General features: G+C 70.3%; 28 protein-coding genes. 11 read left to right on the forward strand and 17 right to left on the reverse strand.

Annotation, left to right across the window (positions count from 1 at the left end; all coding sequences use genetic code 11):
• Window position 1: 1 nt before the first annotated feature.
• From LXN57_RS23135 to LXN57_RS23150, 4 genes are read right to left on the reverse strand one after another with little or no spacing between them, the layout of a single operon-like run.
• Window positions 2–418, reverse strand: coding sequence for an iron chaperone (locus tag LXN57_RS23135; RefSeq protein WP_251800269.1), 417 nt, complete (start codon window positions 416–418; stop codon window positions 2–4).
• Complete coding sequence (locus LXN57_RS23140) at window positions 327–3,608, reverse strand: helicase HerA domain-containing protein (RefSeq protein WP_251800270.1); 3,282 nt, start codon at window positions 3,606–3,608, stop codon at window positions 327–329. The genes LXN57_RS23135 and LXN57_RS23140 overlap by 92 nt, the downstream gene beginning before the upstream one ends.
• Window positions 3,608–4,237: a hypothetical protein gene (locus tag LXN57_RS23145; protein WP_251800271.1), complete on the reverse strand. Its 630-nt coding sequence runs from the start codon at window positions 4,235–4,237 to the stop codon at window positions 3,608–3,610. Before LXN57_RS23145 ends, LXN57_RS23140 begins: the two co-directional genes overlap by 1 nt.
• Window positions 4,224–5,363 carry an endonuclease domain-containing protein gene (locus tag LXN57_RS23150; protein WP_251800272.1) on the reverse strand — a complete coding sequence of 380 codons (1,140 nt, stop codon included), beginning with the start codon at window positions 5,361–5,363 and terminating at the stop codon, window positions 4,224–4,226. Before LXN57_RS23150 ends, LXN57_RS23145 begins: the two co-directional genes overlap by 14 nt.
• A 275-nt stretch (window positions 5,364–5,638) precedes the next feature.
• On the opposite strand from LXN57_RS23150, the gene LXN57_RS23155 reads away from it, so the two are divergent.
• The 7 genes from LXN57_RS23155 (at window position 5,639) to LXN57_RS23185 (ending at window position 8,861) form a co-directional block, all read left to right on the forward strand.
• Entirely contained in the window at window positions 5,639–6,373 is a 735-nt protein-coding gene (locus LXN57_RS23155) for a hypothetical protein (RefSeq protein ID WP_251800273.1), read from the forward strand.
• A 10-nt stretch (window positions 6,374–6,383) separates the two neighbouring features.
• Complete coding sequence (locus LXN57_RS23160) at window positions 6,384–6,734, forward strand: hypothetical protein (RefSeq protein WP_251800393.1); 351 nt, start codon at window positions 6,384–6,386, stop codon at window positions 6,732–6,734.
• A gap of 73 nt (window positions 6,735–6,807) precedes the next feature.
• A complete protein-coding gene (locus LXN57_RS23165; protein ID WP_251800274.1) occupies window positions 6,808–7,086 on the forward strand; it encodes a hypothetical protein in 279 nt (92 codons plus the stop codon).
• A 26-nt stretch (window positions 7,087–7,112) separates the two neighbouring features.
• The gene (locus tag LXN57_RS23170) at window positions 7,113–7,487 is read left to right on the forward strand and encodes a YbaB/EbfC family nucleoid-associated protein (protein ID WP_251800275.1); all 375 of its coding nucleotides are present in this window, start codon (window positions 7,113–7,115) and stop codon (window positions 7,485–7,487) included.
• A complete protein-coding gene (locus LXN57_RS23175) occupies window positions 7,480–7,794 on the forward strand; it encodes a type VII secretion target (RefSeq protein ID WP_251800276.1) in 315 nt (104 codons plus the stop codon). The genes LXN57_RS23170 and LXN57_RS23175 overlap by 8 nt, the downstream gene beginning before the upstream one ends.
• A complete protein-coding gene (locus LXN57_RS23180; protein ID WP_251800277.1) occupies window positions 7,791–8,483 on the forward strand; it encodes a WXG100 family type VII secretion target in 693 nt (230 codons plus the stop codon). Before LXN57_RS23175 ends, LXN57_RS23180 begins: the two co-directional genes overlap by 4 nt.
• A gap of 66 nt (window positions 8,484–8,549) precedes the next feature.
• A complete protein-coding gene (locus tag LXN57_RS23185; RefSeq protein ID WP_251800278.1) occupies window positions 8,550–8,861 on the forward strand; it encodes a hypothetical protein in 312 nt (103 codons plus the stop codon).
• Window positions 8,862–8,931: 70 nt separating this feature from the next.
• Here LXN57_RS23185 and LXN57_RS23190 read toward each other — a convergent pair whose 3' ends face one another.
• The 13 genes from LXN57_RS23190 to LXN57_RS23250 all read right to left on the reverse strand — a co-directional run bounded on the left by LXN57_RS23190 (window position 8,932) and on the right by LXN57_RS23250 (window position 23,163).
• Window positions 8,932–10,119 carry a Gfo/Idh/MocA family protein gene (locus LXN57_RS23190; protein WP_251800279.1) on the reverse strand — a complete coding sequence of 396 codons (1,188 nt, stop codon included), beginning with the start codon at window positions 10,117–10,119 and terminating at the stop codon, window positions 8,932–8,934.
• Between the two features lie 41 nt (window positions 10,120–10,160).
• The gene (locus tag LXN57_RS23195; RefSeq protein ID WP_251800280.1) at window positions 10,161–11,207 is read right to left on the reverse strand and encodes a substrate-binding domain-containing protein; all 1,047 of its coding nucleotides are present in this window, start codon (window positions 11,205–11,207) and stop codon (window positions 10,161–10,163) included.
• A gap of 48 nt (window positions 11,208–11,255) precedes the next feature.
• Window positions 11,256–12,272, reverse strand: a complete 1,017-nt coding sequence (locus LXN57_RS23200) for an ABC transporter permease (RefSeq protein ID WP_251800281.1) — start codon at window positions 12,270–12,272, stop codon at window positions 11,256–11,258.
• The gene (locus LXN57_RS23205) at window positions 12,269–13,786 is read right to left on the reverse strand and encodes a sugar ABC transporter ATP-binding protein (RefSeq protein WP_251800394.1); all 1,518 of its coding nucleotides are present in this window, start codon (window positions 13,784–13,786) and stop codon (window positions 12,269–12,271) included. Before LXN57_RS23205 ends, LXN57_RS23200 begins: the two co-directional genes overlap by 4 nt.
• Window positions 13,787–13,896: 110 nt before the next feature.
• Entirely contained in the window at window positions 13,897–15,141 is a 1,245-nt protein-coding gene (locus LXN57_RS23210) for an ROK family transcriptional regulator (RefSeq protein ID WP_251800282.1), read from the reverse strand.
• A gap of 245 nt (window positions 15,142–15,386) precedes the next feature.
• Entirely contained in the window at window positions 15,387–16,472 is a 1,086-nt protein-coding gene (locus LXN57_RS23215) for a YihY/virulence factor BrkB family protein (protein ID WP_251800283.1), read from the reverse strand.
• A 164-nt stretch (window positions 16,473–16,636) separates the two neighbouring features.
• Complete coding sequence (locus tag LXN57_RS23220; protein ID WP_251800284.1) at window positions 16,637–17,446, reverse strand: ABC transporter permease; 810 nt, start codon at window positions 17,444–17,446, stop codon at window positions 16,637–16,639.
• Between the two features lie 2 nt (window positions 17,447–17,448).
• The gene (locus LXN57_RS23225; protein WP_251800285.1) at window positions 17,449–18,207 is read right to left on the reverse strand and encodes an ABC transporter permease; all 759 of its coding nucleotides are present in this window, start codon (window positions 18,205–18,207) and stop codon (window positions 17,449–17,451) included.
• The gene (locus tag LXN57_RS23230; protein WP_251800286.1) at window positions 18,207–19,130 is read right to left on the reverse strand and encodes an ABC transporter ATP-binding protein; all 924 of its coding nucleotides are present in this window, start codon (window positions 19,128–19,130) and stop codon (window positions 18,207–18,209) included. Before LXN57_RS23230 ends, LXN57_RS23225 begins: the two co-directional genes overlap by 1 nt.
• Window positions 19,131–19,173: 43 nt before the next feature.
• A complete protein-coding gene (locus LXN57_RS23235; RefSeq protein WP_251800287.1) occupies window positions 19,174–19,704 on the reverse strand; it encodes a hypothetical protein in 531 nt (176 codons plus the stop codon).
• A complete protein-coding gene (gene dnaG, locus LXN57_RS23240; protein ID WP_251800288.1) occupies window positions 19,701–21,563 on the reverse strand; it encodes a DNA primase in 1,863 nt (620 codons plus the stop codon). Before dnaG ends, LXN57_RS23235 begins: the two co-directional genes overlap by 4 nt.
• Window positions 21,564–21,574: 11 nt before the next feature.
• On the reverse strand, window positions 21,575–22,789 hold the full coding sequence (locus LXN57_RS23245) for a deoxyguanosinetriphosphate triphosphohydrolase (protein ID WP_251800289.1): 1,215 nt from the start codon (window positions 22,787–22,789) through the stop codon (window positions 21,575–21,577).
• Between the two features lie 20 nt (window positions 22,790–22,809).
• Entirely contained in the window at window positions 22,810–23,163 is a 354-nt protein-coding gene (locus LXN57_RS23250) for a VOC family protein (protein WP_251800290.1), read from the reverse strand.
• 462 nt (window positions 23,164–23,625) lie between these two features.
• Here LXN57_RS23250 and LXN57_RS23255 point away from each other — a divergent pair, with 462 nt between their 5' ends.
• The 4 genes from LXN57_RS23255 (at window position 23,626) to LXN57_RS23270 (ending at window position 25,980) form a co-directional block, all read left to right on the forward strand.
• Window positions 23,626–23,973: a roadblock/LC7 domain-containing protein gene (locus LXN57_RS23255; RefSeq protein ID WP_251800291.1), complete on the forward strand. Its 348-nt coding sequence runs from the start codon at window positions 23,626–23,628 to the stop codon at window positions 23,971–23,973.
• A 17-nt stretch (window positions 23,974–23,990) separates the two neighbouring features.
• Window positions 23,991–25,013, forward strand: coding sequence for a DUF4388 domain-containing protein (locus LXN57_RS23260; RefSeq protein ID WP_251800292.1), 1,023 nt, complete (start codon window positions 23,991–23,993; stop codon window positions 25,011–25,013).
• 36 nt (window positions 25,014–25,049) lie between these two features.
• Window positions 25,050–25,538 (forward strand): roadblock/LC7 domain-containing protein, encoded by a 489-nt coding sequence (locus tag LXN57_RS23265; protein ID WP_251800293.1) that lies wholly within the window; start codon window positions 25,050–25,052, stop codon window positions 25,536–25,538.
• Between the two features lie 70 nt (window positions 25,539–25,608).
• On the forward strand, window positions 25,609–25,980 hold the full coding sequence (locus LXN57_RS23270; protein WP_221376489.1) for a hypothetical protein: 372 nt from the start codon (window positions 25,609–25,611) through the stop codon (window positions 25,978–25,980).
• The last annotated feature ends 49 nt before the right edge of the window (window positions 25,981–26,029 follow it).

A 26,029-nucleotide genomic window follows, 5' to 3' on the forward strand; every position in this document is an offset into this window, starting at 1 on the left:
GCTAACCGGCGGCCCGCTTCACCAACTCGGCAATGCGCGCTTCCACCTCCGGCGTGAGCTCGGTCAGCGCGAACGCGGTCGGCCACATCGCGCCGTCGTCGAGCTGTGCGTCCTCGTTGAAGCCGAGCGTGGCGTACCGCGCCTTGAACTTCGCGGCGGCCTGGAAGAAGACGGTCGCTTTACCCCCTTTCCCGTACGCCGGCATGCCGTACCACAACCGAGGCAGGAGCTCCGGCGCGGACTCTGTCACGATCGCGTGCACCCGCTCCGCCAGTTCCCGATCAGTCCCCGACATCTCGGCGATCTTCTCGAGCACAGCCGGCTCCTCATCCTTCTTCTTGGCGCCGCGGCTCTTCCTGACCTCCTGCGCCCGCTCCTTCATCGCGGCCCGCTCCTCGGCGGTGAAGTTCTCGGCCATCTCCGGCTCCTCCCACGTTTTCGCTGGTTACGAGCCTTACGGTAGGGGGCTCAGCGGTCGGGCCGCTTCTTGAAAACTGATCACTTGCGCGGGCCCGTTCCAGCACCTCCTCGGCGGTCAGCGGGCTGCGCGGGTGGTGTGTGAGGGACAGCGGCGTACGGATCTTGCGGGGTGCGGCGCCCTCGGCGGCCAGGTAGAACTCGCCGACCGTGAGGCGGGAGATGTCGGGGACGTCGCCGCCCTTGGCCTTGGCCATGTCGCGGGCGGCCTCGATCTGGATGGGGCTGTTCATGAGGCCGTACATCTGGGTGGCGGCGTTGCCGGGGATGCGGTTGTGCAGGCCCTTGGGCGCCTGGGTGGCGAAGACGAGGCCCAGGCCGTACTTGCGGGCCTGCGCAGCCAGGGCCAGCGTGCTCTGGGTGCAGGCGGTCATGGCGCCGGACGGGGCGAACGTCTGGGCCTCGTCCATGATGAGCAGGCCGAGCAGCGGGCGGTCGCCGGCCGGGTTCTTCCTGATCCAGGCGAACAGCGCCATCTGCAGTTGATTGACGAAGCTCTGGCGTACGTCGTCGGACGGCAGCCCGACCAGGCTGACCACCGAGACGCGGGCCCGCTTGCCCGCGGCCGGGGTGAGCAGCAGCCCCGGATCCATGGGGGTGCCGTGGCCGCCGAACAACGGGTCGTTGACCATCGCCGCGGTGAGGGTCTGCGACAGCGCGAGCCCGATCTTCTCGGCGTCGTCGATGTCGATGAGGCCGTCGGGCAGGTTGCCGAGCGTGTCGATCAGCCCCTTGAGGCGGGCGCCGCCCCGCCGGCCGTAGTGCTCGACGGCTTTGCGCAGCACGGCCAGACCCAACTGCGTTTTGTTCGTACGACCGGTGAGCCCCGCCCGTGGCGTGAGGGCGGCGACGGCAGCCTCGACCGCCTCGTGGAACTCGTCCTCGTCGTCGCGAACGCTCCGGAAGTCGGGCAGCGGCTGAAAGCTGAGCGGCCGGCCGGATGCGCGCCGCGGCGTCCATACGACGACGTCGGTGTTCGCGAGATAGTCGGTGGCCTGGGCGGCGTCGTCCGGGCCCCACTGCGGAGGCGGTGACGGCCAGCCCTCGCCGAGGCGAGCCAGGTCGTTGTTGGGGTCGAGCACGATCGCGGAGACGCCCTGCAGCGCGCACTCCTCGACGATCCGCCGGATCAGCACCGTCTTGCCGGACCCGGAGCCCGCGAAGATGGTCGCGTGCTTCCGTAAGGCCTCGAGCGGCAGCCGCGCCGCCGAGCCGTCCTGATAGTCGTACCCGACGGTGAACGCGGGCCCGGCAACGGAACCAGCCACCGGCGGCCGGGCCCGAGTCGGCAGCGCTCCAATGACGGGCAATTCCACATCGGACAGTGCCTGCTGCAGAAAGGAAAGGCCGTGCGCCGGCCGACGCTCGGTCAACCAGCCCTGCAAGTCCATTGTGGCCTCGGCCAGCATGACCCGGAGCGCCGACATCGTCCGCAGGTCGTCCTCGCTCAGCGTGAGCGTTGCCCCGCTCCCCTCCGCCAGCTTCGCGATCGCGGCCCGGGTCCGCTCCCCCGCCGCCCATTTCCCGTTACGCAGCAGGAAAAGCCGCCGCTTGGGAGTGCCCGCATCCACCGCGGCCGCCATCGAAGCCTTGCGGATGCGCGACAACGCCGCGCTGTGGTGGTGCTCGTCGCTGATCGCGCGGAAGCACCAGTGCGCCTGGTCCTCGGTGCTCTCGTCCAGCGTAAGCCGCAGCCGGGCGTGCAGCGGCGGATCGTTGCTCGGCGGCGGATCCACGCTGAACGCCTCGTCACCGCGTTCGAGGATCCAGGCCGTGAGCCCGGCCGCCAGCAACGGCGGCACCGTCTGATCCTCGGTCGCCCGGCCCAGCGGAGCCAGCACGTCGGCCGTCTTCCGCAGTTCGGCGAACCTCAAGTCGTACGCCTGAAGGTCTCCGCCCTGGGCGGGCAAAGGCCCCGGAGCGGATTCCCGGGGCTCGCCCAGCCGTTCCAGGATGCGCACCTCACCGTCGGCGAGGCAGGCGCGGACGTGCTGGTCGATCTCGATCAGCAGCTGACGCGGGGTGAACTGGCCCGCGTCGGCGAAGGCCGCCGCGGCGATCGGCCACGTCGGGAACGGCGGTTCGAAACCCGCCTCCGCGTAGCGCAACCGGAACCGTTTCTCGATGATGGCCCGGGCCAGATCGTCGTCGTTGATGCGCTTGAGCTGCGGCGTCAGCCGGAACCGGTCGGCCACGGTGTCGGCGGCGGTCGACGAGACGATGGTCCACGAGTTGGGGATGCAGGCCAGGACCGTCAACGTACGACGGGTGAGCTGCCGCAATGTCATGAGCCCGTCGGCCATCCGGGCCAGCATGAGCGCCTGCTCCGGCTCGACCACCGCCGTCGCGGCCAGGCTGGGGTCGCTCAGCACCGCGACCTGCGCGATGAGCGTGTCGATCTGGTCGATCGCGATCACCGACGGACCGGTGAGCGCGAGCAGCCACGACAGGTCCTGCACGATGAGCCGCGCCGGGCGTGGTGAGCGGCGCATGCCCCAGGCATGGCGTTCGCCCGGCACGTTCTCCTCGCCCGAGACGAAGTAGTTCTCGGCGAGGTCGCGGTGGGCGACGTCCTCCGAGGCGCTCAGCGCGAGCGCCCGGGCCGTCTCCTGACTCGAACGCGCGACCTGCCGGTCGAACTCGCCGAGTCCCTCGATGAAGGCATCCAGATCGGCGCGGGTCAGCTCGGTGTCCCCCATGACCGCGCGCCGCGACTTGCGGGGCGCGCCGACCATCGCCGACAGGCGGCGCAGCAGCACGGTGAGCTGGGTCTGATCGGCCCCGGGAATCGGCCGGGACAGCCCGTCGAGCATCGCGGCGAGCACACTGTCCCAGAACCCGCCGGCGTCGAGCAGGCTGACGAGGAAGAAGTATCCGCCCCGCTCCTGGACCTGCTGCCGCACCCAGCCGAGCAGGTGCGTCTTGCCGGAGCCGCGCTGCCCTTGAACGACCAGGCCGATGGGACTGGCGTCGCGGCTGGCCGCGGCATCGGCGAATCCGTCCGCGATGTCGCGCAGCGCCGGCAGATGCAGCCCTTCGACGTGGAACGGCAGCGGCCGCCAGATGTCGTCCGGCACCGGCGCCCAGTCGAACCGCAGGGAGGCCAGCGCCGCTCGTTGCTCCTCGTTCATCACACGCCGATCGCCAGCAGGTGATTCTCCTGACCCCCGAGCCGCAGGGCGGCTTCGCGGTCGGCCGGGGTGAGAGCCTTCTGGTTCGACTCGGGCACGATGTTCACGCCGTCGGAGCGACTGAGGTCACGCAGGGCCTCGTCGAGGTCGTCCCGGGCGACGTCGGCGAAGAACGGGCGCAACCGGCGCAGGCTCACCCACGCTCCCGGCTCGTCCGCCAAAGCGCTGTAGGCACTGGTGATACGCGGCCCCAGCCCGCCGGCCGGCGCGCGCATCTCGGTCTGGGCGAACAGCTCGGTCAGGTTGGCGGCGCCGCTGCGGCCGAGGATGTGCTCGCGCAGGTTGGCGTGCAGGGCGGTCAGCGCGGCCCCCAGAGCCTTCGCGCCACGCGCGTTGAAGTCGAAGTCGCTCTGCATCCGGACCCAGCCCTTGTCGTCCAGCTGCATCGCGACCGTGCGGCCGCTGCGGCGGCTCGACACGTAGTGCAGGCGGCCGAGTTTGTCGCGCTGTTCCTTGCGTACGTCGAGCCCGTACCGCTCTTTGAGCTCGGTGTTCAGCACCTCGCGGGCCTCGACCATCAGCACCATCAGGATCGCGCCCTCGGACGGGGTCAGGTCATCGCCGGCCATAATTGTTTCCTTCCGCTGCATCGCGCCGCCGGCCCCGCACAAAGGTGCCGATCTGGTGAACCACGGCGCCGACATCATGAACGATTCGGGCATTGGTGAAACGCAGAACGGCATAACCGTCCAGAGTCAGTCGCACGTCACGCCGCCGGTCGAGCTCGTACCGCTCGGGCCGGCAGTGTTCCGGCCCGTCGATCTCCACCACGCACCGTTCAGCAGGCCACCAGAGATCCAGCCGTACGGGTGGGGTCAGCGCATTCGACCGGTAATCCTGATTCCAGCGGCGACCCGTCGCCCACGACTCCCGCGCCAGCGCCGCCTCGAGAGCAGCCTCGACCGCGCTGGCGGGATGGGGACGGCCCGCCTCGGCGACGCTGCCTTTCACAGGCTCGATTCCCACTCGTACGGAGGGAAGCCGCTCATTCCGAACGCCGACCAACCAGACGGCAGGCCCACCGCTGCTCACCAGCCATTCGGCGCCGGCCACCACCGCGTCGCCGTTGATCCCGCCCACGCTGCCCGCGTCGCCCACGCCGTCGCGTACCTCACCCGCGCCGCCCACGCCGCGCCCGCAGCCACACCCGCTGTCGGCCGCGCCGCACCCACTGTGGCAACCGCCGTCGGCCGCGCCGCACCCGCCGTTACCCTTTCCGCTTGCGCCGTCAACCAGCAGGCTTGCGCCGTCGACCAGCAGCACCGTGTGGCGGCGGCCGAATGCCTGCGCGACCAACCGGGCCAGTTCCCGGGCGCGGATCCGGAGCGGTAGCGAGCGGTGCGGGCGGCGACCGGTGAGCGCAAGGACAGCGAGGTCGGCGAGAAAGGCATGCGGGTAGCGGCTCGTGCGGGCGGTGTCGGCCGCGAGCAGCCGGGCAGCGGCAAGGCCGCCGACGTCGGGCCGGCTCTCGTTCACGCCGGGCAGCCAGGCCGGCAGCAGCCCGACGGCAGCCCGTTCCAGCTCTTCGACCGCGGCCTCGGCAAAAGCGCCCGGAGTGGCCCCGCGAAACGGAGTGCGCACCACCAGGGGAGCCAATTCACCGCGCCCCGCAGCGAGCGAATGTGCGAGATCATCAATATCGGCATCGGGCAGCGCGACGACACGGTCGACCGGGATATCCGACAGTGTTCTCAACCCTTTCCCAGCCCGCGCCGCACGTCCCGAACAGCCTACGAATCGCCCCCGGGCGACGCCATAGCGCGGATGTGACGCTTTTCTCGCCGAACGGCTGATTGCCGTGACGCCGGTCTCGGCCGAGTCGCCTTTCCGACCGTTTCTCCGCCTTGTTTGCTTGATCGCATTCCGCCGTTCCGCGTCCCGAAGATCCACAATGCGCGAACCAGATCGATTGCCGTCTGTTGTTACGCTGCCCGCGACCCGATGACCAGCGGCGATGAACGGACCGACCTGTGCCGACCCGTCCACGAAGCCACGGCGGCTCCGGCGGCGACACCCCGGACCCACCGTCCAGCGGCGGCTCCCGCCCCCACGGCGCCGGCGGCCCCCGCCCGGCCGGCAACATTGCCGCCGCCCAACAGTCCACCCAGTCGGTGGCCCACCAGGGACGCGCCGGCGCAGGCCACAACACCGCCGCCAACATCGGGCCGGGCAGCACCGGGTCATCGCCATCGGCCGACGATCTCAGGCTCAGCGCGATGATGGACCGCTACGACCAGTTGGGCGACACGCCGCCGACCTTCAACCTCGCCCGCAACGACGACGCGTTCAGCAGCGAGGGTGCGCACACGGTCGAGCGGCACGGGCCGGACGTCCCGGTGCGGCGTGATCCGAACACGCGAACCGTCGAGGGCCGCATCTACGGCGATCCGCCGTGGCCGCACACCGAGAACCGGTCTTACAAGTGGACCGACCATACGACCATGAACCGCGAGGTCAACCGCTACGTGCAGGAGAACTGGCAGACCATCCGCAGCAACCTCGCGCAGGACGGCCGACATGACGGCGGTTTCGACGCCCACCATCGCGTCGGTGAGGGCTACTACAACAAAGGGATGTTCGGCGCCGGGCCACGTCAGGCCGAGTACGGGACGACCAGCCTGGTCACTGTTCGCATCAGGCTGGTGCCGGACTCGGATCCGCCTCAGCCGTTCATCGTCACTGCTTTCCCGTCCGGTTTACTGTGAGACCGTGGATATGAGTCAGCTCCCGGAGCCGTTGCGCGCCAGCATCGCTGAGCGGGACGCTCGCCCACCGATTCAGAAGGTGCGTGACCTGCTGAGGGCCTACGTACTGGACACCGACGGGTTTCACGAGACGCGCGCCGGAATGGCCGACACAGCCCGCTACTCCACCCGGTCCCTGCGTCAGGAACTCGAGGCGCTGGAGTGGGCCCTGGAGGCCGACCTCCCTCCCGGAACATTGCTCCACCTTGTCGAGGACGACGCCAACCGCGGCATGGACGACGATCCGACCGATGCTGGCGCGGCCGTGTTCCTCCGACAGGTCGCCGTGATCCTCCGCGAGGTTCTGGACTCAGCGCGGTAGGCGGCGATGACCGAGCCGACGCGTGACCGGACCCGCGAGGTGGACGCATAGGCCGCGGTCGAAAAGTGGTTGGTTGATCCGCGGGAACGTTGCCGACACCGTCAGTGACGACGAGGTCCGCGACGAACTGGGGATGACCGCCCGGCACAGCACGCTTTCGCTCCACCAGGCGCTGGAGGCCCTCGACGAACTCCTGGCCAACGAACAGCCGCCGGGCACCCTGTTGGATCTGGTCGTGTGGGACGGCGGCCGGGCCTTGGACGACGTCCAGACCGATGGCAACGCGGCGGTCTACCTGCGACAGCTGGCGGGCTGGGTGCGCGAAGCCGTGGCGGAGGCGGGACATCGATGATTGACGTGGCGCGGTAGAAAGAAACGATGACCGAGCCTCTCCTGGACCCGGACAGTTCGCGGGAATACCTGCGGGACTGGAAAGGGCGCGTCGACCGGGCCGCCGCGGCCACTCAGGCCATGGCCGACCGGCTGGGTGACCTGCGGATCAGCGCCGTCGACGGGAACGGCCTGGTCGAGGTGACGATCGATTCCGGCGGCGTGCTGATCGACGTGCGGTTCACCGAGCGCATTCAGCGGGTCGCGCCCGACGTGGTGTCGCGGGCCGTCATGACCGCGCTGGGGATCGCGCGGCGCAAGGTGGCTGCGCTCAGCAAGGAAATCATCGATGAGACGCTGGGGCCGGGGTCGGCGGCGGGGCGTGCGATCGAGGATCGGCTGCGGGGTGCGGTCGATGAGTGACGGGTTCCAGGTCGACGCGCAGCAGATCCGGGCGCACGCCACCAAGGTCGACGCCCTTCAGCAGCGGTTCGCGGCCGTCAAGGCGGCCAGTTCGGCCATCGTTCAGGACGATGCCGCGTACGGGCTGCTGTGCGGCTGGATGGCGGGCATTCTCGAGTCGCGGCACGCCAAGCAGGACGAGCTCTACGCGTACGTCGAAGAGAATCTCCGCCTGGCTTCGGACGCTCTCGTCCGCACCAGTCAGGACTACGAGCGTGCCGATGACGACGCGGCCAACCGGCTACGCCGGGCCGGGGGTCTGTTGTGACCAACCTGATCGCTGTCGCGTCGACCGGACCGGGGACGTCCGGCGCCTCTCTGGTCGACAGCTTCCAGGGGCTGCAGCAGTCGATCTCGGGTGGCGGCTGGGTCGACCAGGCGCTCGCGGGTGGCGCGTTCGCGCTCGAGGCCGCCTCGGCCGTGCTCGACCCGTTCAGCACGCTGCTGGCCAACGGACTGGGCTGGGCGATGGAGTATTTCGAGCCGCTGCGCGAGGTTCTCGACAAGCTGGCGGGCATGCCCGACCGGGTCGCCGCGCACGCCGCCACCTGGGAGAACATGGCCCGTGAGCTGTCCGCCATGTCGGCCGACCTGCAGGGCGCCCTGGCCGCCGACGTGCCCGACTGGACGGGCCCGGCCGCGATGACCTACCAGAGCCTGATGGCGAACAACGTCGACGCCCTCGGCGGCCTCTCCTCCTTGGCCGCCACGATGTCCTCGGCCACCCAGGCCGCCGGCAACCTGGTCATGTTCACCCGTGACCTGGTCCGCGACCTGATCGCCGACCTGGTGGCCCGGGTTATCGTGTGGGCCGCCGAGGCGTTGCTGGTCGTGACCATCCCCATCGTCGCCGCTCAGATCGCCTCGGCCGTGGTCAAGTGGGCCGGCCGCATCCTCGGCTACACGACCGCGCTGGTGACGAGCCTCACCAACCTGACCCGCCTCGTGAACGGGTGACATCCGATCACTCCGCCGTGTGAGACCGGTAATCACTTCGGCCGGTAACCGTGTCATGGTTCGCATGTGAATGATCAGCGCCGGGCGCCCGCCTACCTCGACGAGCTGCGCCCGCTGATGAGCCGGGTGATCGCGTCCGACGACCCGTCGATCCCGGCCGCCGGGATACTGGCCGCCCTGCACGATCATCTGGAGACCGAGGCGTTCGCGACCAGTCTCTATCTGGTGTGGGGCTGCCTGGGCGAGAGCGAGTGGGAATCCGACCGGGCCGCGGACGCCGCCCGCGAGTGGCTGGCCCTCGACCACCACGACCTCGACGCCGTGCGTCGCTACTACGACCACTGGCTGTACGACGTCTGCGGCTACCAGCGGCCTTGAGTTCCGTCACGGGCCGGCCTGGCGTGGGGCGCAACCACGCCTTCCCTCGCCGGCCCGCGACGGACGTCTGTCAGACGGCGGGCTCGAGCGCCGGCTCCACCGTGGCCCACTGGGCGGTTTCGGCCGAGCGGCTCACCGCGTCCAGCACGAGTTGCACCTGCAGGGCGTCGGCGAACGACGGGGTCGGCTGCTGACCGGCGGCGATCGCCTCGATCAGGTCGCGGACCTCGTGGGTGAAGGTGTGCTCGTAGCCGATGCCGTGGCCCGGCGGCCACCAGGCCGACATGTACGGGTGCTCGGACTCGGTCACCTGGATGAGGCTGAAGCCCTGCTCGGCGCTGGGCAGCGTGGCGTCGTAGAACTCGAGCTCGTTGAGCCGCTCGAAGTCGAACGCCAGCGAACCCAGTGAGCCGTTCAGCTCGACCCGCAGGGCGTTCTTGTGGCCGGTCGCGAAACGGGTCGCCTCGTACGTGGCCACTGCTCCCCCGTCGAGCCGGGCCAGGAACAGGGCGGCGTCGTCGACCGTCACGTCGCCCAGGTTGTTGCCGTCGGACGCGGCCGACAGCCCGGACGAGCCGGACGTGAGCGGCCGCTGCTTGACGAACGTCTCGGTCAGCGCCGACACCGAGCTGATCGACTGACCGGTCACGAACTGGGTCAGGTCGATGATGTGGGCGCCGATGTCACCCAGCGCCCCCGAGCCCGCCAGTTCCTTCTGCAGGCGCCAGACCAGCGGGAACTGCGGGTCGACGATCCAGTCCTGCAGGTAGCTGGCCCGGACGTGGCGGATCGTGCCGATGCGGCCGTCCCGCACGAGCTGCCGCATGAGAGCAACGGCGGGCACCCGGCGATAGTTGAAGGCGCACATGGCCCGTACGCCGGAAGACGCCGCCTTGGCCGCCGCGGCCGCCATTTCGCGGGCCTCGGCCACCGTGTTGGCCAGCGGCTTCTCGCACAGCACGTGCTTGCCGGCGGCCAGCGCGGCCAGGGCGATCTCGGCGTGGGTGTCGCCGGGGGTGCAGATGTCGATCAGGTCGATGTCGTCCCGGTCGATCAGCGTGCGCCAGTCCGTCGTGTGTTCAGCCCATCCGAGTTTCGCGGCGGCGGCCGCCACCCCTTCCGGGGAGCGGCCGCTCACCGCGGTCATCTGTGCCGACAGCGGCAGGTCGAAGGCGTGGTTGACAGTGCGCCAGGCCACCGAGTGCGTGGCGCCCATGAAGGCGTAGCCGACCATGCCGACCCGCAGCTGCTCCGACATCGATTCTCCTCTGTTCGTAAAGACCCGGCCGGGAGGCTCGGTCAGAAGCCGAGCTTCGCGTACTGCGCGGCGTTGTCCTTGGTGATCGTCTCGGAGGCGAGAGTGATCTCCTGGGGCACCTGCAGCTCGACCAGGTCGCTCATGCCCTTGCCCTGCCCGATGAGCCGGGCCAGCGAGATGGCGGACGACGCCATCGACGGGCTGTAGGTGACCGTCGCCTTGAGCACCGAGTCGTCCTTGGCGATCGCGTCGATGGCCGCCTTCGAGCCGGCCCCGCCGACCATGAAGAACTCGCTGCGGTTGGCCTGGTTGATCGCCGCGAGCACGCCGATGCCCTGGTCGTCGTCGTGGTTCCAGAGGGCGTCCATCTTGGGCAGCGCCTGGAGCAGCGCCGTCGCGGCGGCCTGACCGGAGTCGGCGGTGAACTCGGCCGGGCGCCGGTTGGCGACCTTGAAGCCGGACTGGGCCAGGGCGACCTTGAAGCCCTCGCTGCGCTCCTGGGTGAGTTCGAGCGAGTCGATGCCCGGGATCTCGCCGATGACCGGGTTGGCGACGTTCTTGGCCTTGAGCTGCTCGGCGATGTAGTGGCCGGCGGCCAGGCCCATGCCGTAGTTGTCACCCTTGATCTGCAGACGGAACGCCGCCCGGGACGGGAACGCGCGGTCGAGGTTGACGACCGGGATGCCCGCGTTCATCGCATCGAGGGCGGCCGCGTCGAGCTCCTTGCCGTCGGCCGGGAGCATCACGATGACGGTGGGCTTCTGCGCGACCAGCGTCGCGATCGCGGCGCGCTGGGCGGCGGCGTCGGCGCCCGACTCGACGGGCTTGAATTCGACGTCGGGGTACGCCGCGGCCTGCGCCTTGGCGTTGTTGGTGATCGCCGCGAGCCAGCCGTGATCGGCGGCCGGAGCCGAGAAGCCGATGATGACCTTCTCGCCGGCCGCGGCGTTCGGGTTGGCGTTCGTGTCGGTGTTGGTGTTGACCTGTGCGGTGTTGTCGGGCTCGTTGCTCGTGCAGGCGGTGAGAAGGGCGCCGGCGCCGACGGCCGCGCCGCCGAACAGAACGCGCCTACGGGACAAAGCGGACATGATTCCTCCCAAGGGGGTACCCGGCCGGGCGGATCCGGGCGAAGAAGATCAGCGCTTGAACAATTGCGTGAGTGATTTGTAGCGGAACTGCTGGATCAGGACGGCGGCCACGATGATCGCGCCCTTCACCATGTTCTGGACCTCGGTGGAGAGGTTGTTGATGGCGAACAGGTTGGTGATGGTGGAGAAGACCAGCACCCCGAAGAGGGCGCCGACGATGGTGCCGCGGCCGCCGCTGAGCAGCGTGCCGCCGATGATGGCCGCGGCGATCGCGTCCAGCTCGTACAGGTTGGCCATGGCGGCCTGAGCGCTGGTCGCCTGCGAGGTGAGCATGATCGCGCCGATGCCGCAGCACAGGCCGGACAGCGCGTACAGCAGCATCGTGTGCCGCTTGACGTTGATGCCGGCCAGCCGGGCGGCCTCGGGGTTGCCGCCGACCGCGACCGTGCGCCGGCCGAAGGTGGTGCGGTTGAGCAGCACCCAGCCCGCGGCGACGACCAGGCCCAGGATCCAGACCAGCAGCGGGATACCGAGCAGACGCTCACTGGCCAGGCTGTTGATCGTGTCGTTGGCCGAGACCTGAGTCTGCTTGGCGGAGATCTGAGCGGCCAGGCCCCGCGCCGCGACCAGCATCGCCAGGGTCGCGATGAAGGGCACCAGTTTCCCGTACGAGATGAGGACGCCGTTGACGAGGCCGACCGCGATGCCGACGACCAGCGCCGTGAAGATCATGCCGCCGGCGCCGTAGCTCTGGGTCGCGAGTGTCGTGGCCCAGACCCCGGCCAGGGCGATGATCGCGCCGACCGACAGGTCGATGCCGCCCCCGATGATCACGAAGGTCATGCCGACCGTGACCACGCCGATCGCCGACGCCTGCTGCAGGATCGTCAGGAAGTTGTTCTTGACCCAGGTCGGGTCGCTGTAGAGGTCGGGCTTGGTGACGATGCCGACCACGATCAGGAGGACGAGCACGCCGACCAGGCCCAGATTACGCAGGACCCCTTCGTCGAGCTTCCGGCGTTCCTGCTTGGCAGGCGCCTCCGGGGGCGCCGTCTGGGTAGTCATGCTGGCTCCCCTTCCAGAAAGGACTCAGTCGTGAGCGATGCGGCCATGATGAGGTCGAGAACGGCTTCCTCGTCGATCTCGCCGGCCGGGGCCTCATGGATGATCCGGCCCTCGCGCATCACCAGCACCCGGTCGGCCAGACCGAGCACCTCGGGTACCTCGCTGGAGACCAGCAGCACCCCGACGCCGCGTTCGGCCAAGTCGTGGATGACCTGGTAGAGCTCGGCCCGGGCACCGACATCGACACCGCGGGTGGGCTCGTCGAGCAGCAACAGCTTCGTGTCCTCGAGCAGCCACCGGCCGACGACGACCTTCTGCTGGTTGCCACCCGAGAGGGTGCGGATCGGGCGGTTCACGTCGCGCGGCCGCAGTTCCAGCGCGTCGGCCGTCCGTTCGGCGGCCTTCCGCTCGCCGCCGGTGTCGGTGAACCCGGCCTTGGCGAAGTTGCTGAACGACGCGAGCGTCATGTTCTTGTAGACCGGCTCGTCGAGCAGCAGGGCCTGGCTCTTGCGTTCCTCGGGCGCCATGCCCATGCCCTTGCGGACCGCGCTGCCGACGCTGGTGATCCGCTTGCCGTCGAGGGTGACGGTCCCGGCGTCGGCCCGGCGGGCGCCGAAGATGGTCTCGAGCAGCTCGGAGCGCCCCGACCCGACCAGTCCGGCGATGCCGACGATCTCGCCCGGCGCCACGGTGAGGCTCGCGTCGACGAACTCGCCCGAGCGGCTCAGCCCGTCGACCACCAGCAGCGGGTCGCGCTGCTCGGCCGGGCGGCGGGGCGGGAAGACGTACTCGATGGTGCGGCCGGTCATGCGGCTCACCAGGTCGCGCGTCGGCGTGCTGCGGGCCGGCAGGTTGGCCGCCGTGGTGCGGCCGTCCTTGAGCACCGTCACGCGATCGCCGATCTCGCGGATCTCCTCGAGCCGGTGCGAGATGTAGATGACCGCGATGCCCTGGGCCGTGAGCTCCCGGATGATGCGGAACAGGTTTTCCACCTCGTCATGAGCGAGCACAGCGCTGGGCTCGTCCATGACGATCAGCCGGGCGTCGTGCGAGAGCGCACGGGCCATGCTGACGACCTGCTTGCCCGCGGCCGGCAACGACCGCACCGTCTGCCGCGGCGGGATCTCGGCATGACCGAGACGGGTCAGGATCTCGCGGGTCCGGGACGCTGTGGAGCGCCGGCGGGTGAAGCCGAACCGGGTGTCCTCATGGCCCAGGAACGCGTTCTCGGCGACGGAAAGGTCGTCGACGAGGTCGAGCTCCTGGTAGATCGTGGCGATCCCGGCGCGCATGGCGGCCTGCGGCGTGGCCGGCGCGAACGGCTCGCCCAGCCAGGTGATCTCGCCACCGTCGGCGTGGTGCACGCCGGCCAGCGTCTTGATCAGGGTGGACTTGCCGGCGCCGTTCTGCCCGAGAAGGCAGTGCACCTCACCGGCGCGCACCTCGAGCTGCACGCCGTCGAGGGCACGGACGCCCGGGAAGGTCTTGACCACGTCGGTCAGGCGCAGGACCACGTCGCCGGGGCCCTCACCATTGTCGTCGACCGGCGGGGCGGGCACTGTCTCATCGGTCTTGAGGGCGGTGGACGCGTCGGCCGTTGCGCCGTCGCGCGGGGCGGGAATGGTCATGATGCCTGCTCGAAAGCCGTGTCGCTGGCCAGCACGGCGGCGCCGGTGACGCCGGCCCGGCTGCCCAACTCCGAAAGGACAACGGGGAGGTTGCCGGTAGCCAGAGGCAGCGACCGGCGGTAGACCACACTGCGGATCTCGGCGAGCAGCACATGACCCAGCAGGGCCAGGCCCCCGCCGATGACAATCATCGAAGGGTTGGAGAAGGACACCAGGGTGGCCAGGACGCCGCCGACGCGGCGGCCGCCCTCGCGGATCAGACGGATGCAGGTGACGTCACCCTCGGCGGCGCCCTCGGCGACGTCGCGGGCGGAGATGTGGACGGCCGGCTCGGGGCGCTCGTCGTCGCCCTCGCCCCCGGCCTCGCCGGCCGCCTGGAGCGCGGCCTGGTAGGCGGCGAGGCGCTCGGCCAGGGCCGGTGACTCGCCGGAGCGGGCGACCGCCAGCGCGTCGCGGGCCAGGGCGAAGCCGCTGAACAGCGCCTCGAGACAGCCGGTGTTGCCGCAGGAACAGACCGGGCCGTTCGGGTCGACCTGGATGTGGCCGATGTCGCCCGCGCAACCGTCGACACCGCGGTAGACGGTGCCGCCGAGGTGGATGCCGCAGCCGATGCCGGTACCGATCTTGACGAACAGGAAGTCGTCGACCGAGTGGGCGACGCCGCCGTGGCGCTCGCCGATGGCCATGATGTTGACGTCGTTGTCGACGACGGCCGGGCAGCCGTGCTCGCGGGCCAGCAGCTCCCGTACGGGATAGCGGTCCCACCCCGGCATGATCGGGGGCGACACCGGGACGCCGTCGCGGTAACTCACCGGGCCGGGAACGCCGATGCCGACCGCGTCGAGCCGGTCGTAGGCGCCGTCGGTACGAGCCTTGTGCAGCAGCTCGTTGACCCGTTGCAGTATCTGCCGCGGCCCCGAGCGGATGTCGGCCGACTCGCGGTAGGTCGCCACGGGCTCGAGCCGGCCGTTGGTCACCTCGATGTCGATCGAGCTGGCGCCGAGGTCGACGGCCGCGAAGCGCAGCCGCGGGTGCAGTTCGACCAGCGTCGAGCGCCGCCCGCCGCGCGAGGCGGCCATGCCGGCCTCGGCGATCAGGCCCGCGGCGACGAGGCGCTCGACCTCGGCCAGCAACCGCGGCCGGGTCAACTCCAGGCGATCCCCCAGCTCCGCTCGGGACACCGGTCCCTCGTCCCTCAGCAGGCGAAGAACCCGCAGGTGGGGAGCGTCGGCGACGTGCACGAAAAGACCTCCGGAGGCGCTTAACACCGGGGTAACCCCTCGGTGTTGTGCCCGTCACAGTAGGCGCGTGGTGGCTCCGGAGTCCATACCTTCTCGAAGATCATCGCTAACTTTTGTCTACTGGAGCAAAAGTTAGGTTCGTTACCCGCCGTTGACCTAGCTCTGCTTGTGCCTTCGCGCGGGCCGCGCCGGGCACGAGAAGACCCCCGGCCCAGGGTGGTGGCCGGGGGTCTTTCGTTCTCGGATCAGTTCGTACTCAGGCCTTGTTCGCTGCCCTTCTTGAGCTTGCGGTCGTCGCGCAGCTCGAGGAACGGCTCGTCGGACGGGTCGTGGCCGGCGGCGATGGCGCGGCCCCGCTCGAGTTCGGCGTCGAGCTCGGCCCCGAGCAGGATCGCGATGTTCGAGATCCACAGCCAGACCAGGAAGGCGATGACACCACCCAGGGTCCCGTAAGTCTTGCTGTAGTTGGCGAAGTTGGCCAGGTAGATCGCGAAGGCGCCGGACGCGACCAGCCACAGCACCACGGCGAAGATGCCGCCCGGGCTGACCCAGCGGAAACCGCCCGTCTTGGCGTTCGGCGAGGCCCAGTAGAGGATCGCGAACATCAGGCTGACCAGCAGAATCAGCACCGGCCACTTGGCGATGCTCCACACCGTGACGGCGACGCCGCCGAGCCCGATCTTCTCGCCGACGACCTGGGCCAGGTCACCGGTGAAGACGACGATGACGGCCGAGAGGATCAGCATGATGCCGATGACCGCGGTGACGCCGACCCGGATCGGCAGCGTCTTCCAGATCGGCCGGCCCTCGGGCACGTCGTAGACCGCGTTCGAGGCGCGCATGAAGGCGGCCACGTAGCCGGACGCCGACCAGAATGCCAGGACCAGACCGACGATCGCCGCGAAACCGGCCGCGCCCGTGTCCTGCACCTGGCTGAGGACCGTGTTGACCAGGTCCTCGATCTGCTCGTTGTTGGCGATCTCACCCACGGTGTCCTGCACGGTCTGCTGGCCGTCGTCACTCAGCATGCCCAGGATCGAGACCAGCACCAGCGCGCCCGGGAAGATCGACAGCACGCCGTAGTAGGTGAGCGCGGCCGCCCAGTCGGAGACGTTGTCCTCCGAGAACTGCTTGAACGTCCGCTTCACAGCGGCGAACACGCCCTTGCCCTTGAGCCCGGCCGGGCTGTCCGGACCGGCGTCGGGCGACGGCGCCGACAGGTCGTTCGCCTTGTCCTCCCCGGTCTTCGTGGAGGCGACGTCGTAGTCCTCGGCGCCCTTCGTCCGGGCGCGCTCGGCGCCGGGCTCGTCGTGCTCGTGACGCAGCTTCATCGTGGTTCCTCCAGGCGCACACCGTCCTCGGCCGGGTCGCCCGGCCCGTCACCCCGGCTCCGCGGTGACGTTTCGCAACGGCCCACTGACGTGATGCCCGCCACCACCCCGCCCTAACCACCTTCTCCTCGATCGGGAACGCGGACGCTCAGGGCGCCGGTGGGCTATTTGCAGAGCTGCCGGGCCATCCGGCGACCGGCGATGGTGAGGCCGAGGGCCATCAGAGCCAGCAGATAGGCCACGTCGAGCAGTTGCAGCCAGCCCGTGGTGCCCGTGCTCAGGGCGCGGATCAGGTCGACCGAGCGGTAGAGCGGCGTCGCCTCGATCAGCCAGCGCACTATCGCGGGATAGGCCGTGGGCGGGACGAAAGTGCCGGAGAACAGGAACAGGGCGAACTGGCCGGCCGCGATGAGGTCGAAATCCTGCCAGCTGCGGATGATGGTCGCCACCGCCATGCCCAGCGCCCCGAAGGCCAGGCCCACCAGCAGCGTGGCCGGCAGCATGGCCAGCGCCCGGCCCCAGGTGGTCAGCCCCATCAACGTCATGATCACCACGAACGCGGCCGAGTAGATCACGCCGCGGGCCATGGCCCAGGCCAGCTCGCCCAGCGCGATCTCGATGGGGCGCACGGGTGTGGCCAGGATGCCCTCGTAGAGCCGGACGAACTTCATCTTGCCGAAGAAGTTGAACGTGGTCTCGGCCAGCGCGCCCGTCATGGCCGACGCCGCGAGCATGGCCGGCGCCACGAATTCGGCGTAGCCGACGACCTCGCCACCGGGCAGCGTGATGTCGCCGATCAGCGCGCCCACGCCGATCCCGATCGAGAACAGGTAGAGCACCGGCTCGAGGAAGCCGGACACCATGACCACCCAGTAGGCCGACCGCAGCGTCGAGATGTTGCGCTCGGTCACCGAGGCCGCCCGCCGTCCCGTGCCCTCGAAGGACAGCAGGCGCGGCATCACCAGACTCACCATGATCAGACCACCAGCCGTCGGCGGAAACGAGCGTTGGCCAGCAGCCAACCGGCCGCACACCAGGCCAGCAGCACGGCCACGTGCACGATGCCGAACAGGCCCGGGTCGCGGCCGAGCATCGCGTCGCGGCTCAGCTCGACGCCGTGCCACAGCGGGAACACGTAGGCCACCCAGCGCAGCAGCACGTGCAGCGATTCGACCGGGAAGAAGACGCCCGAGAACAACGACATCGGCAGCACGGCGAACCGCATCAGGATGATCAGATAGCTGTCGCTGGTGATGCCGGCCGCGTACGCCATGGTGGGCGCGGCCGAGGCCATGCCCACGAGCAGCGCCACGACCAGGGTCATCGGCGCCCACCACGAGTGCGGCGTGCCGAAGAGCGCCGCGATCGCCAGGAAGGCCGCCGCCGTGAGCAGCACCCGGAACAGCATGAAGGCGAGATGACCGCCGATGATGTCGGCCACCCGCAGGGGCGCCGCGGCCTGCGCGAAATAGACCTTGAGCCACTCGAAGTAGCTCAGCACCGGCCAGGTGGCCTCGCCGAACGCCGCCTGCATGGCCGTCGACGCGATCAGGCCCGGCACGATCCAGTCGATGTAGGGCACGCCGTCGATGCCGCCCCGCACGTAGGCGCCGACGCCGACGCCGAACCCGAGCAGCGTGAGCAGCGGCATGACGAGCGTCGACAGCGCGCTCGACCGCCAGGTGCGACGGTAGTTGACCAGGTGGTATTCGAGAACGGAGAGCGTGGCCGTCATCAGTCCACCAGCGTCCGGCCGGTGAGGTGCAGGAACACGTCTTCCAGGCTGCTGCGGCGCACGAGCACGCCGGCCGGGCTGAGCGAGCGGCGGTTGACCTCGTCGACCGCGCCGTCACCGTCACCGACGTAGAGCAGGATGCGGTCGGGCAGCACCTCGAGCCGCTCGCCGATGCCGGCCAGCTTGTCGGCGTAGGCCGCCTGATCGTCGGTGTTGAAGCGCAGCTCGACGACCTCGCGGGTCGAATACCGCTCGATCAGCGCCCGCGGCGAGCCCTCGGCGACGATGCGGCCGCCGTCCATCACCACGAGCCGGTCGCACAGCTGCTCGGCCTCATCCATGTAGTGGGTGGTGAGCACCAGCGTCACGCCCTGCTGCTTGAGCCGGAACAATCGCTCCCACACCAGGTGGCGGGCCTGCGGGTCGAGGCCGGTGGTGGGCTCGTCGAGCAGCACCATCTCGGGCTGGTTGACCATCGCGCGGGCGATCGTGAGCCGGCGTTTCATGCCGCCCGAGAGCGGCTCGACCTTGCTGTCGGCCCGCTCGGCGAGCTGGACGAACTCGAGCAGCTCGTCGGCCCGGCGGCGGGCCTCTTTACGCGGGATGCCGAAGAAGCGCGCGTAGGTGGTGAGGTTCTCCCGCACCGTCAGCTCGATGTCGAGGTTGTCGAGCTGGGGGCAGACGCCCAGCTTGGCCCGGATCCGCGGGCCGTCACGCCGCGGGTCGAGGCCCAGAATCTCGAGCACGCCGCCGGTCGGCGGCGACACACACCCGATCATGCGCATGGTCGAGCTCTTGCCCGCGCCGTTGGGCCCGAGGAAGCCGAACGCCTCACCGCGGCGCACGTCGACGTCGATGCCGTCGACCGCCGTGAAGTCGCCGAACCGCTTGATCAGGCCGCGGGCGTGAATAAGAGAGTCCACCGGGCAGACCCTAGAGAGGGGGTACGACAGAAACGACCGGAATTCAGTCCGGCGCGGCCATCGTGCCCTGGGCCGTGGCCACCAGCTGGTCGGTCAGCTCGACGACGGCGGGCAGCTCGACCGGCGTCCCCGCGTCGTAGCGGACCGCCCACGTAAGCCCGTTGCGACCGGCGACGCGCCGCCCCACCACCCGCACCCCGCCCGCGCCGGACGCGAGCGGGTGGTGCGTCGTGTACGCCACCGACTTCGTCACCCGGGTGCGTACCTGGTCGGGCAGGTCACCCGGCTCGAGCAGCAGGAACGTCAGGATCGGGCCGTCGACGTAGACCGTGTAGCTTTCCCGCTCCTCGGCGATCTCGGCCGGGGTGATCCGCAGCTCACGCCCCGACCAGGCCGCCTTGTGGATGTCGTGCCAGCCCAGGAACTCGGGCGAGCCGGGCAGCCACAGGCCGTGGTTGGTCGCGACGACCGCCTTGTCGCCGGCGACCAGCGACCACGCCACCACCCGCTCGTCGGGCGAGAGCCGGGGCTTGAGCGCCGCCGGGAGGGACGGCTTCCGCCGAAGGAAGTTCACTCTGCACCTGCTGACTGGTCGCGCAGGGCACGGGCCTGCTGTTCGAGCGAGAAGAGCTCGCCGGCGAGGGCGAGATAGGCGTCCTTGTTGGCCACCGGGTTCATCCGCTGCACCTTGGACTTGAGATCACGGATCCGGGTCGTCACCGCGCCCCACTGGAGGCGGGCCAGCGTCTTGCGGACGTAGATCGGGTCGACCGCGCCGTCGACGCGCAGCGGCTCGACCGCAAGCTCGGAGATCAGGCCCTGCCCGGCCAGGTCGGTGCAAGTGTCACGCACCTTCTCGATCCACACGACGCCGCCGGACGACACCGAGGACGCCCCGCCCGCGCCGTCGACCGCCACGCGGATGGACGCGTAGACCGGGTCGGCGTAGTTCTCGGGGCCGACCACGTCGAACATCGGGCCGGCGAGCACCGGCTCCTGCAGGGCGAGCTTGAGCGCCTCACGTTCGACGAGCCGCTGCGGGGCCTCGGCGACCGGCGTGGGCCGGCGCGGCTGCTGCTCCGACTCGGCGCCGCGCTGGGCGGCGGCGACGGCCCGCTGCACCGGTTCCAGGTCCATCCCGAGGTCGCCGGCCAGCTTCCGCGCGTACTCGGGCCGCTTCTCCCGGTCTTTGATCTTGGCGACGAGGGGGGCCGCCTTGCGCATGGCCTCGACGCGACCCTCGACCGTGTCCAGGTCGAAGCGGCTGATGGTGTGCCGCAGCGCGAAGTCGACCAGCGGCTCACGCCCGGCGATCATGTCGCGGACGGCCAGGTCACCCCGGGCCAGCCGCAGCTCGCAGGGGTCCATGTTGTCGGGGCTGACCGCGATGAACGTGCGCCCGACGAAGCGCTGGTCCTCCTCGAAGGCGCGCAGGGCGGCCTTCTGCCCGGCGGCGTCACCGTCGAACGTGTAGATGATCTCGCCGGTGAAGCTGTCGCTGTCCATCAGCAGCCGCCGCAGCACGCCGATGTGATCGATGCCGAACGCCGTGCCGCAGGTGGCGACCGCGGTCGGCTCGCCCGCCTCGTGACAGGCCATCACGTCGGTGTAGCCCTCGACGATCACCGCCCGGCCGCGCTTGGCGATCTCGCGCTTGGCGTGGTCGATGCCGTAGAGCACGTGCGACTTCTTGTAGAGCGGTGACTCGGGCGTGTTGAGGTATTTCGGGCCGTCGTCGTCGTCGAACAGCTTGCGGGCGCCGAAGCCGATCACGTCGCCCGAGAGGTCGCGGATCGGCCACAGCAGACGACGCCGGAACCGGTCGATGAGCGAGCCCGATCGGGCCGGCTTGGTCAGCCCGGCCGTGTTCAGCTCCTCGGCGGTGAAGCCCTTCTGCCGCAGGTGCTTGGCCAGCGCGTCCCACGAGTCGGGCGCGAAGCCGCAGCCGTAGCGCTCGGCCGCCTCCCGCCCGAAGCCGCGCTGAGCCAGGAACTCGCGGGCCTTGCGGGCCCCCGGCGTGCCGAGCTGGTCGCGATAGAAGTCGGCCGCGGCGGTGTGCGCGGCGAGCAGCCGCTGCTTCTGCCCGACCTGCGGCCGCGGCCCGCTGGGAGCCCCGTCGAGGTCGTAGCGCAACTGGATGCCGGCCCGCCCGGCCAGCCGTTCGATCGACTCGATGAACGACAGGTGCTCCGCGTCCATGAGGAACTTGATGGCGTCGCCACCGGCGCCGCAGCCGTGGCAGTAGTAGACGCCGCGGGCCGGTGCCACCGTGAACGACGGGGTTTTCTCGTCGTGGAAGGGGCACAGCCCCTTGAGGTTGCCGCCGCCCGCGGGACGCAGCGTCACCGACTCACTGATGATGTCGGCGATCGACGTGCGGTCGCGGACGAGCGCGATGTCTTCGTCCTTGACCCGTCCCGCCACGGCATACATCCTGCCTCGCCTCAGGCCCGGGCTGCCACCAGGGTCCGGTGCCAGTTCACGGCGGCCGTGTCGGTCAGCGACGCCACCTGGTCGATCACCACCCGCAACGCCTCGGCATCACTCTGCGCAGCCTTGAAGATCGGGGCAAAGACCTGGTCAAGAGCGTCCGGCGTACGCAGGATCGCCGCCACCAGCTCGACCAGGATGACCCTCTGCTCCTCGTACCAGCCCTCGGCCGCTCTCGTCCGCATCACGTACCGCAACGCCATGCCCTTGAGAAGCGCGCACTGATTACGCACCGTGCGCGGCACGATCAGGTCGGCGGCGTAGCGCCGTACCGGATCCGTCCCGTACCGGCTCTGGGTCGCGCCGACCGCCGAGGCGACGAACCGGCCGGTCAGCACGCTGGTCATCCGTTTGAGGCCGACCTGCGCGGCGTAGCTGCCGTCGTAGCCGGCGACCTCCCGCACCACCGGATCGGCCAGCAGTTGATCGAGGGCCGCGGCCAGCTCGTCGACCGGCGCGTCGGAATAGGCGGCGGCGACGTCGGCGCACAGCGCGGCCCGCTCGTCGGGGTCGCTGAGCAGCGGCAACAGCTTGATGTACTCGCCGTGCACCCCGTCCTCGACGTCGTGCACCGAGTAGGCGACGTCGTCGGCCCAGTCCATCACCTGCGCCTCCAGGCACCGCCGTTCGCCCAGCTCGGCCGGCCGCACCCAGTCGAAGACGGGCCGGTCGTCGGCGTACACCCCGAACTTGCGCCGCCCGGGCCCGAGCGCCCACGGATATTTGCAGCACGCGTCGAGCGAGGCCCGGGTCAAGTTGAGCCCGGCCCCGGGCACCTTCGCCTCGAGCCGGGTGAGCACGCGCAACGTCTGCGCGTTGCCCTCGAAGCCGCCGCACGACTCGGCGACCTGGTGCAACGCGTGCTCGCCGTTGTGGCCGAACGGCGGGTGGCCGAGGTCGTGGGCCAGCCCGGCCACGTCGACCACGTCCGGGTCGCAGCCGAGCCGCTCGCCCATCTCGCGCGAGATCTGCGCCACCTCGAGGGAGTGCGTCAGCCTGGTCCGCGGGAAGTCGTCGGACCCGGCCGTGTGCACCTGGGTCTTGGCGGCGAGCCGGCGGAACCCGGCGGAGTGCAGCACCCGGGCCCGGTCGCGTTGATAGGGCGTACGTCCGTAGCCGCTGTCCTTCGCGGGCTCGGGGATCCAGCGCTGGGCCTCGAACGCCTGCATGGGGTCAACCCTAGGGCTGCCTATTCGCGCTTCGAGGACAGGACGCAGAACTCGTTGCCCTCGGGGTCGGCCAGCACGACCCAGCTCACCTCGCCCTGGCCGATGTCGACGTGCCGGGCCCCCATGTCGACCAGGCGCTCGACCTCGGCCTCCTGGTCGTCCGGGCGCAGGTCGATGTGCAGGCGGTTCTTGACCGTCTTGGCCTCGGCCGACACGCCGAAGAGCAGGCCGGGCAACTCGTCGCGGCTGCGGCGGATCTCCACCTCGCCCGGCTGGTCGTGCACGATCACGTAGCCGAGCGCCTCGGCCCACCACCGGCCCAGCCGCGCGGGGTCCTCCGCGTCGACGACGATCTGCTCCCATTGGCTCGGCATACACGTTCCCTTCATCGAGAAGTGGCGATCATGTTACGCGCCACACTGAATTGTGCCTTGCTGGAAACAGCGCACCCGGCGTCCGGCGACGGTCCTCGATGCCGCTGAGCTCGATGCCGCTGAGGATGTGTCCGTGATTCCAGCCGGCCCTGCGCGTGGTGGCGGCGGTCCGGGTGCTCTCGGCCACCTCACCGCCCGCCGCCTTCGGGTCGGCCCGAAGCGCAACACGCGCTTCCCGGGCCCTGCCGCACGGCCGCCGACCATGACGCACAGCGGGTGCGACTGACCGCCGTCCCCCGGCCGGAGGATGGCCCACGGTGACGGCGAGGCGACGTGAAGCGGCGCGGCGCCCGAACCGACCGGAGGCTCGCCGATGACCGCGGCAACGATGCACGGCACGGCGGGAGCAGCGCAGCGCTGAGGAGAGATGTGCCCGGCGTCGACCACTGTCTACAGGAGGCCATGGCGATTCCTGGCGCTGTCGGCGCCAGCATCGTCGACTACACCACCGGCTTCCCGGTCGCCACGACCGGGGCCGCACCGAATTCCGACCACGAGGCCGCGGCGGCCGGCACGGCTGACGTGGTGCAGGCCGCGAACAGCCGCTCGCTGTACGTCTCGGCCCTGCCGCACGACCTGCTGGAAGACCTGATCATCACAACCGCCGGCGGCTACCACCTGCTGCGGATGGTCCGGACCGACTTCGACAGCCGGCTCGTGCTCTACGTCTGGCTCGACCGGGCGCAGGGCAACCTCGCGGTGGCCCGCCGCCGCATGCAGAAACTCGCCGACGAACTCGTCGCTTCCTAACGAGGATGGGATTGACCGTGACAGCCTCGAAGACCGTTCCGCCGGGACGCCTGCTCACGCAGGTGGCCGGCGAACGGCAGACCGGCGTGCTGGTGGTCGGCGGCCACCCCGGCGGCGCGGTCTACGTCCTCGAGGGCCGGGTCATCTACGCCGAGTCGCCGGCCGCGCCCGGGGTCGGCGAGCTGCTCACCGCGTCCGGCCGGTTGGCCGGGCGCACCTGGCAGAACGCGCTCGACCTGGGCACCTCGACCGCCCGGGTCGGCCGGCTGCTGGTCGAGCAGGGTCACCTGACCCAGGGCGAGCTGGAGCTCTGCGTGCTGGGGGCGATCTACGACGCGGCCTATTTTGTGCTCTCGTCGGCGGCGGCGCCGGTGGAGTTCCTGACCGGGGCGACGCACTGGCTGGGTCCGGTGGTGCACGTCGATCCGGCGGCGATCAACCGCGAGGTGGGCCGCCGGGTGGGCCTGCTCGACGAGATCTTCCCGGACGGCCGGGTCGACACCGCCGCGGTCGCCCCGGTGACCCGTCCGCCGCGGGAGCGGGTCACGCTCACCTCGTTGCAGTGGGAGCTGCTGGTGCACGCGGACGGCCAGCGCACGCCGGCCGATCTGGCGCTGCTGCTCGGCCGGGCCGGCTACGCCACGATCCAGGAGCTGCGCCGGATGGCGGCCATGGGCCTGCTCGAACTGCCCGAGGCCCGCACCGAGACGCCGGAGTTCGTGCGGCTGCCCCGGGCCCGGGGCACCGCCGTGGACGTGCAGCGCCCGGTCGTACGGCCGCAGGAGACCCCGGCCGTTCCGGTGGTGGCCGGCGCACGCGCCTCCGTACCGGCTCCCGATCCACCCCCCGACCCGCCGCGTCACCCCCTCGCCGAGGAGTCCGGGGCCAATCAGCTGGTCTATCGGCCGCCCCGCCTGGCCCGCCGCAAACCCGGAGCCAAGCTGCCCAAGGAGCTCGCCGGCGAACCTCCGCCGGTGCATCAGGGCACCGACGAAGTCCTGCTCAAGCGCATCCGCACCGCATTGCGGGCCTTGCGGTGACACGCGCACCCCCGCACGAGAAGGAGTGAGGCTCCGATGACGGTGGACCCGGCGGTGCTCGAGGAGCTCGACCGCCTGCGAGGACGGCTGCACGAACTCTCCGGCAGCGTGCTGGCCACCACGGACGGGCTGGTGGTCGCCCACGACGCCCACGGCATCGAGCCGGACAGCATCGCCGCGCTGGCCGCCGCGCACCTGGCGCTGGCCCGCCGCTTCGCGCACGCCGTCAGCCACGGCGAGCTGCGGGAGTCGGTGGTGGAGTGCGACCGCGGCTACATCACCTCGTACACCGCGGGCCCGGACGCCCTGCTCACCCTGGTCACCACGGGCGACGCCAACCTGGCCATGGTGCACCTGGAAGCGCGCCGGTGCGTCCGCCGGCTCGTGCGGATCCTGAAATTGGAGAACAAGCCGCTCGTACGGCCGGAGATCCCGCAACAGGCGGGACCGCCGAGCCCCCTCGCCCGGCGCACACCCATGGCCACCCTGTCGACCAATGCCCGCCGTCGGCAGGCAGCGGGCTGAGCCCCGCTCGTTCCGAACGGTCCGCCGACGAGACGCGGACCGCCATCCCACCGCGTGAGAGGACAAATCCATGGCTGACATGGACACCGCACTCAAAGAGATCATGGAAATCGACGGCGCCGTCGGCGTCGCGCTGGTCGACCACACGAGCGGCATGGCCCTCGGCACCGTGGGCGGCGGCAAGGAGCTCGACCTGACGGTCGCCGCGGCCGGCAACACCGATGTGGTGCGGGCCAAGCTGCGGGCGATGGAGATGCTCAACATCACCGAGAAGATCGAGGACATCCTCATCACCCTGGACAGCCAGTATCACCTGATCCGGCCGCTGACGAGCCGGGCCGGGAAGGGGCTGTTCCTCTACGTGGCGCTACGACGCGACCGGTCGAACCTGGCCATGGCCCGGCACCAGCTCAAGCGCATCGAGAACGACATGGACGTCTGATCCTCGGACGCCAGGCACGGTGGGGAGGGCCACGTTGGCCCTCCCCACC

This window comes from Paractinoplanes hotanensis (assembly GCF_023717965.1).
Lineage (GTDB): Bacteria > Actinomycetota > Actinomycetes > Mycobacteriales > Micromonosporaceae > Actinoplanes > Actinoplanes polyasparticus.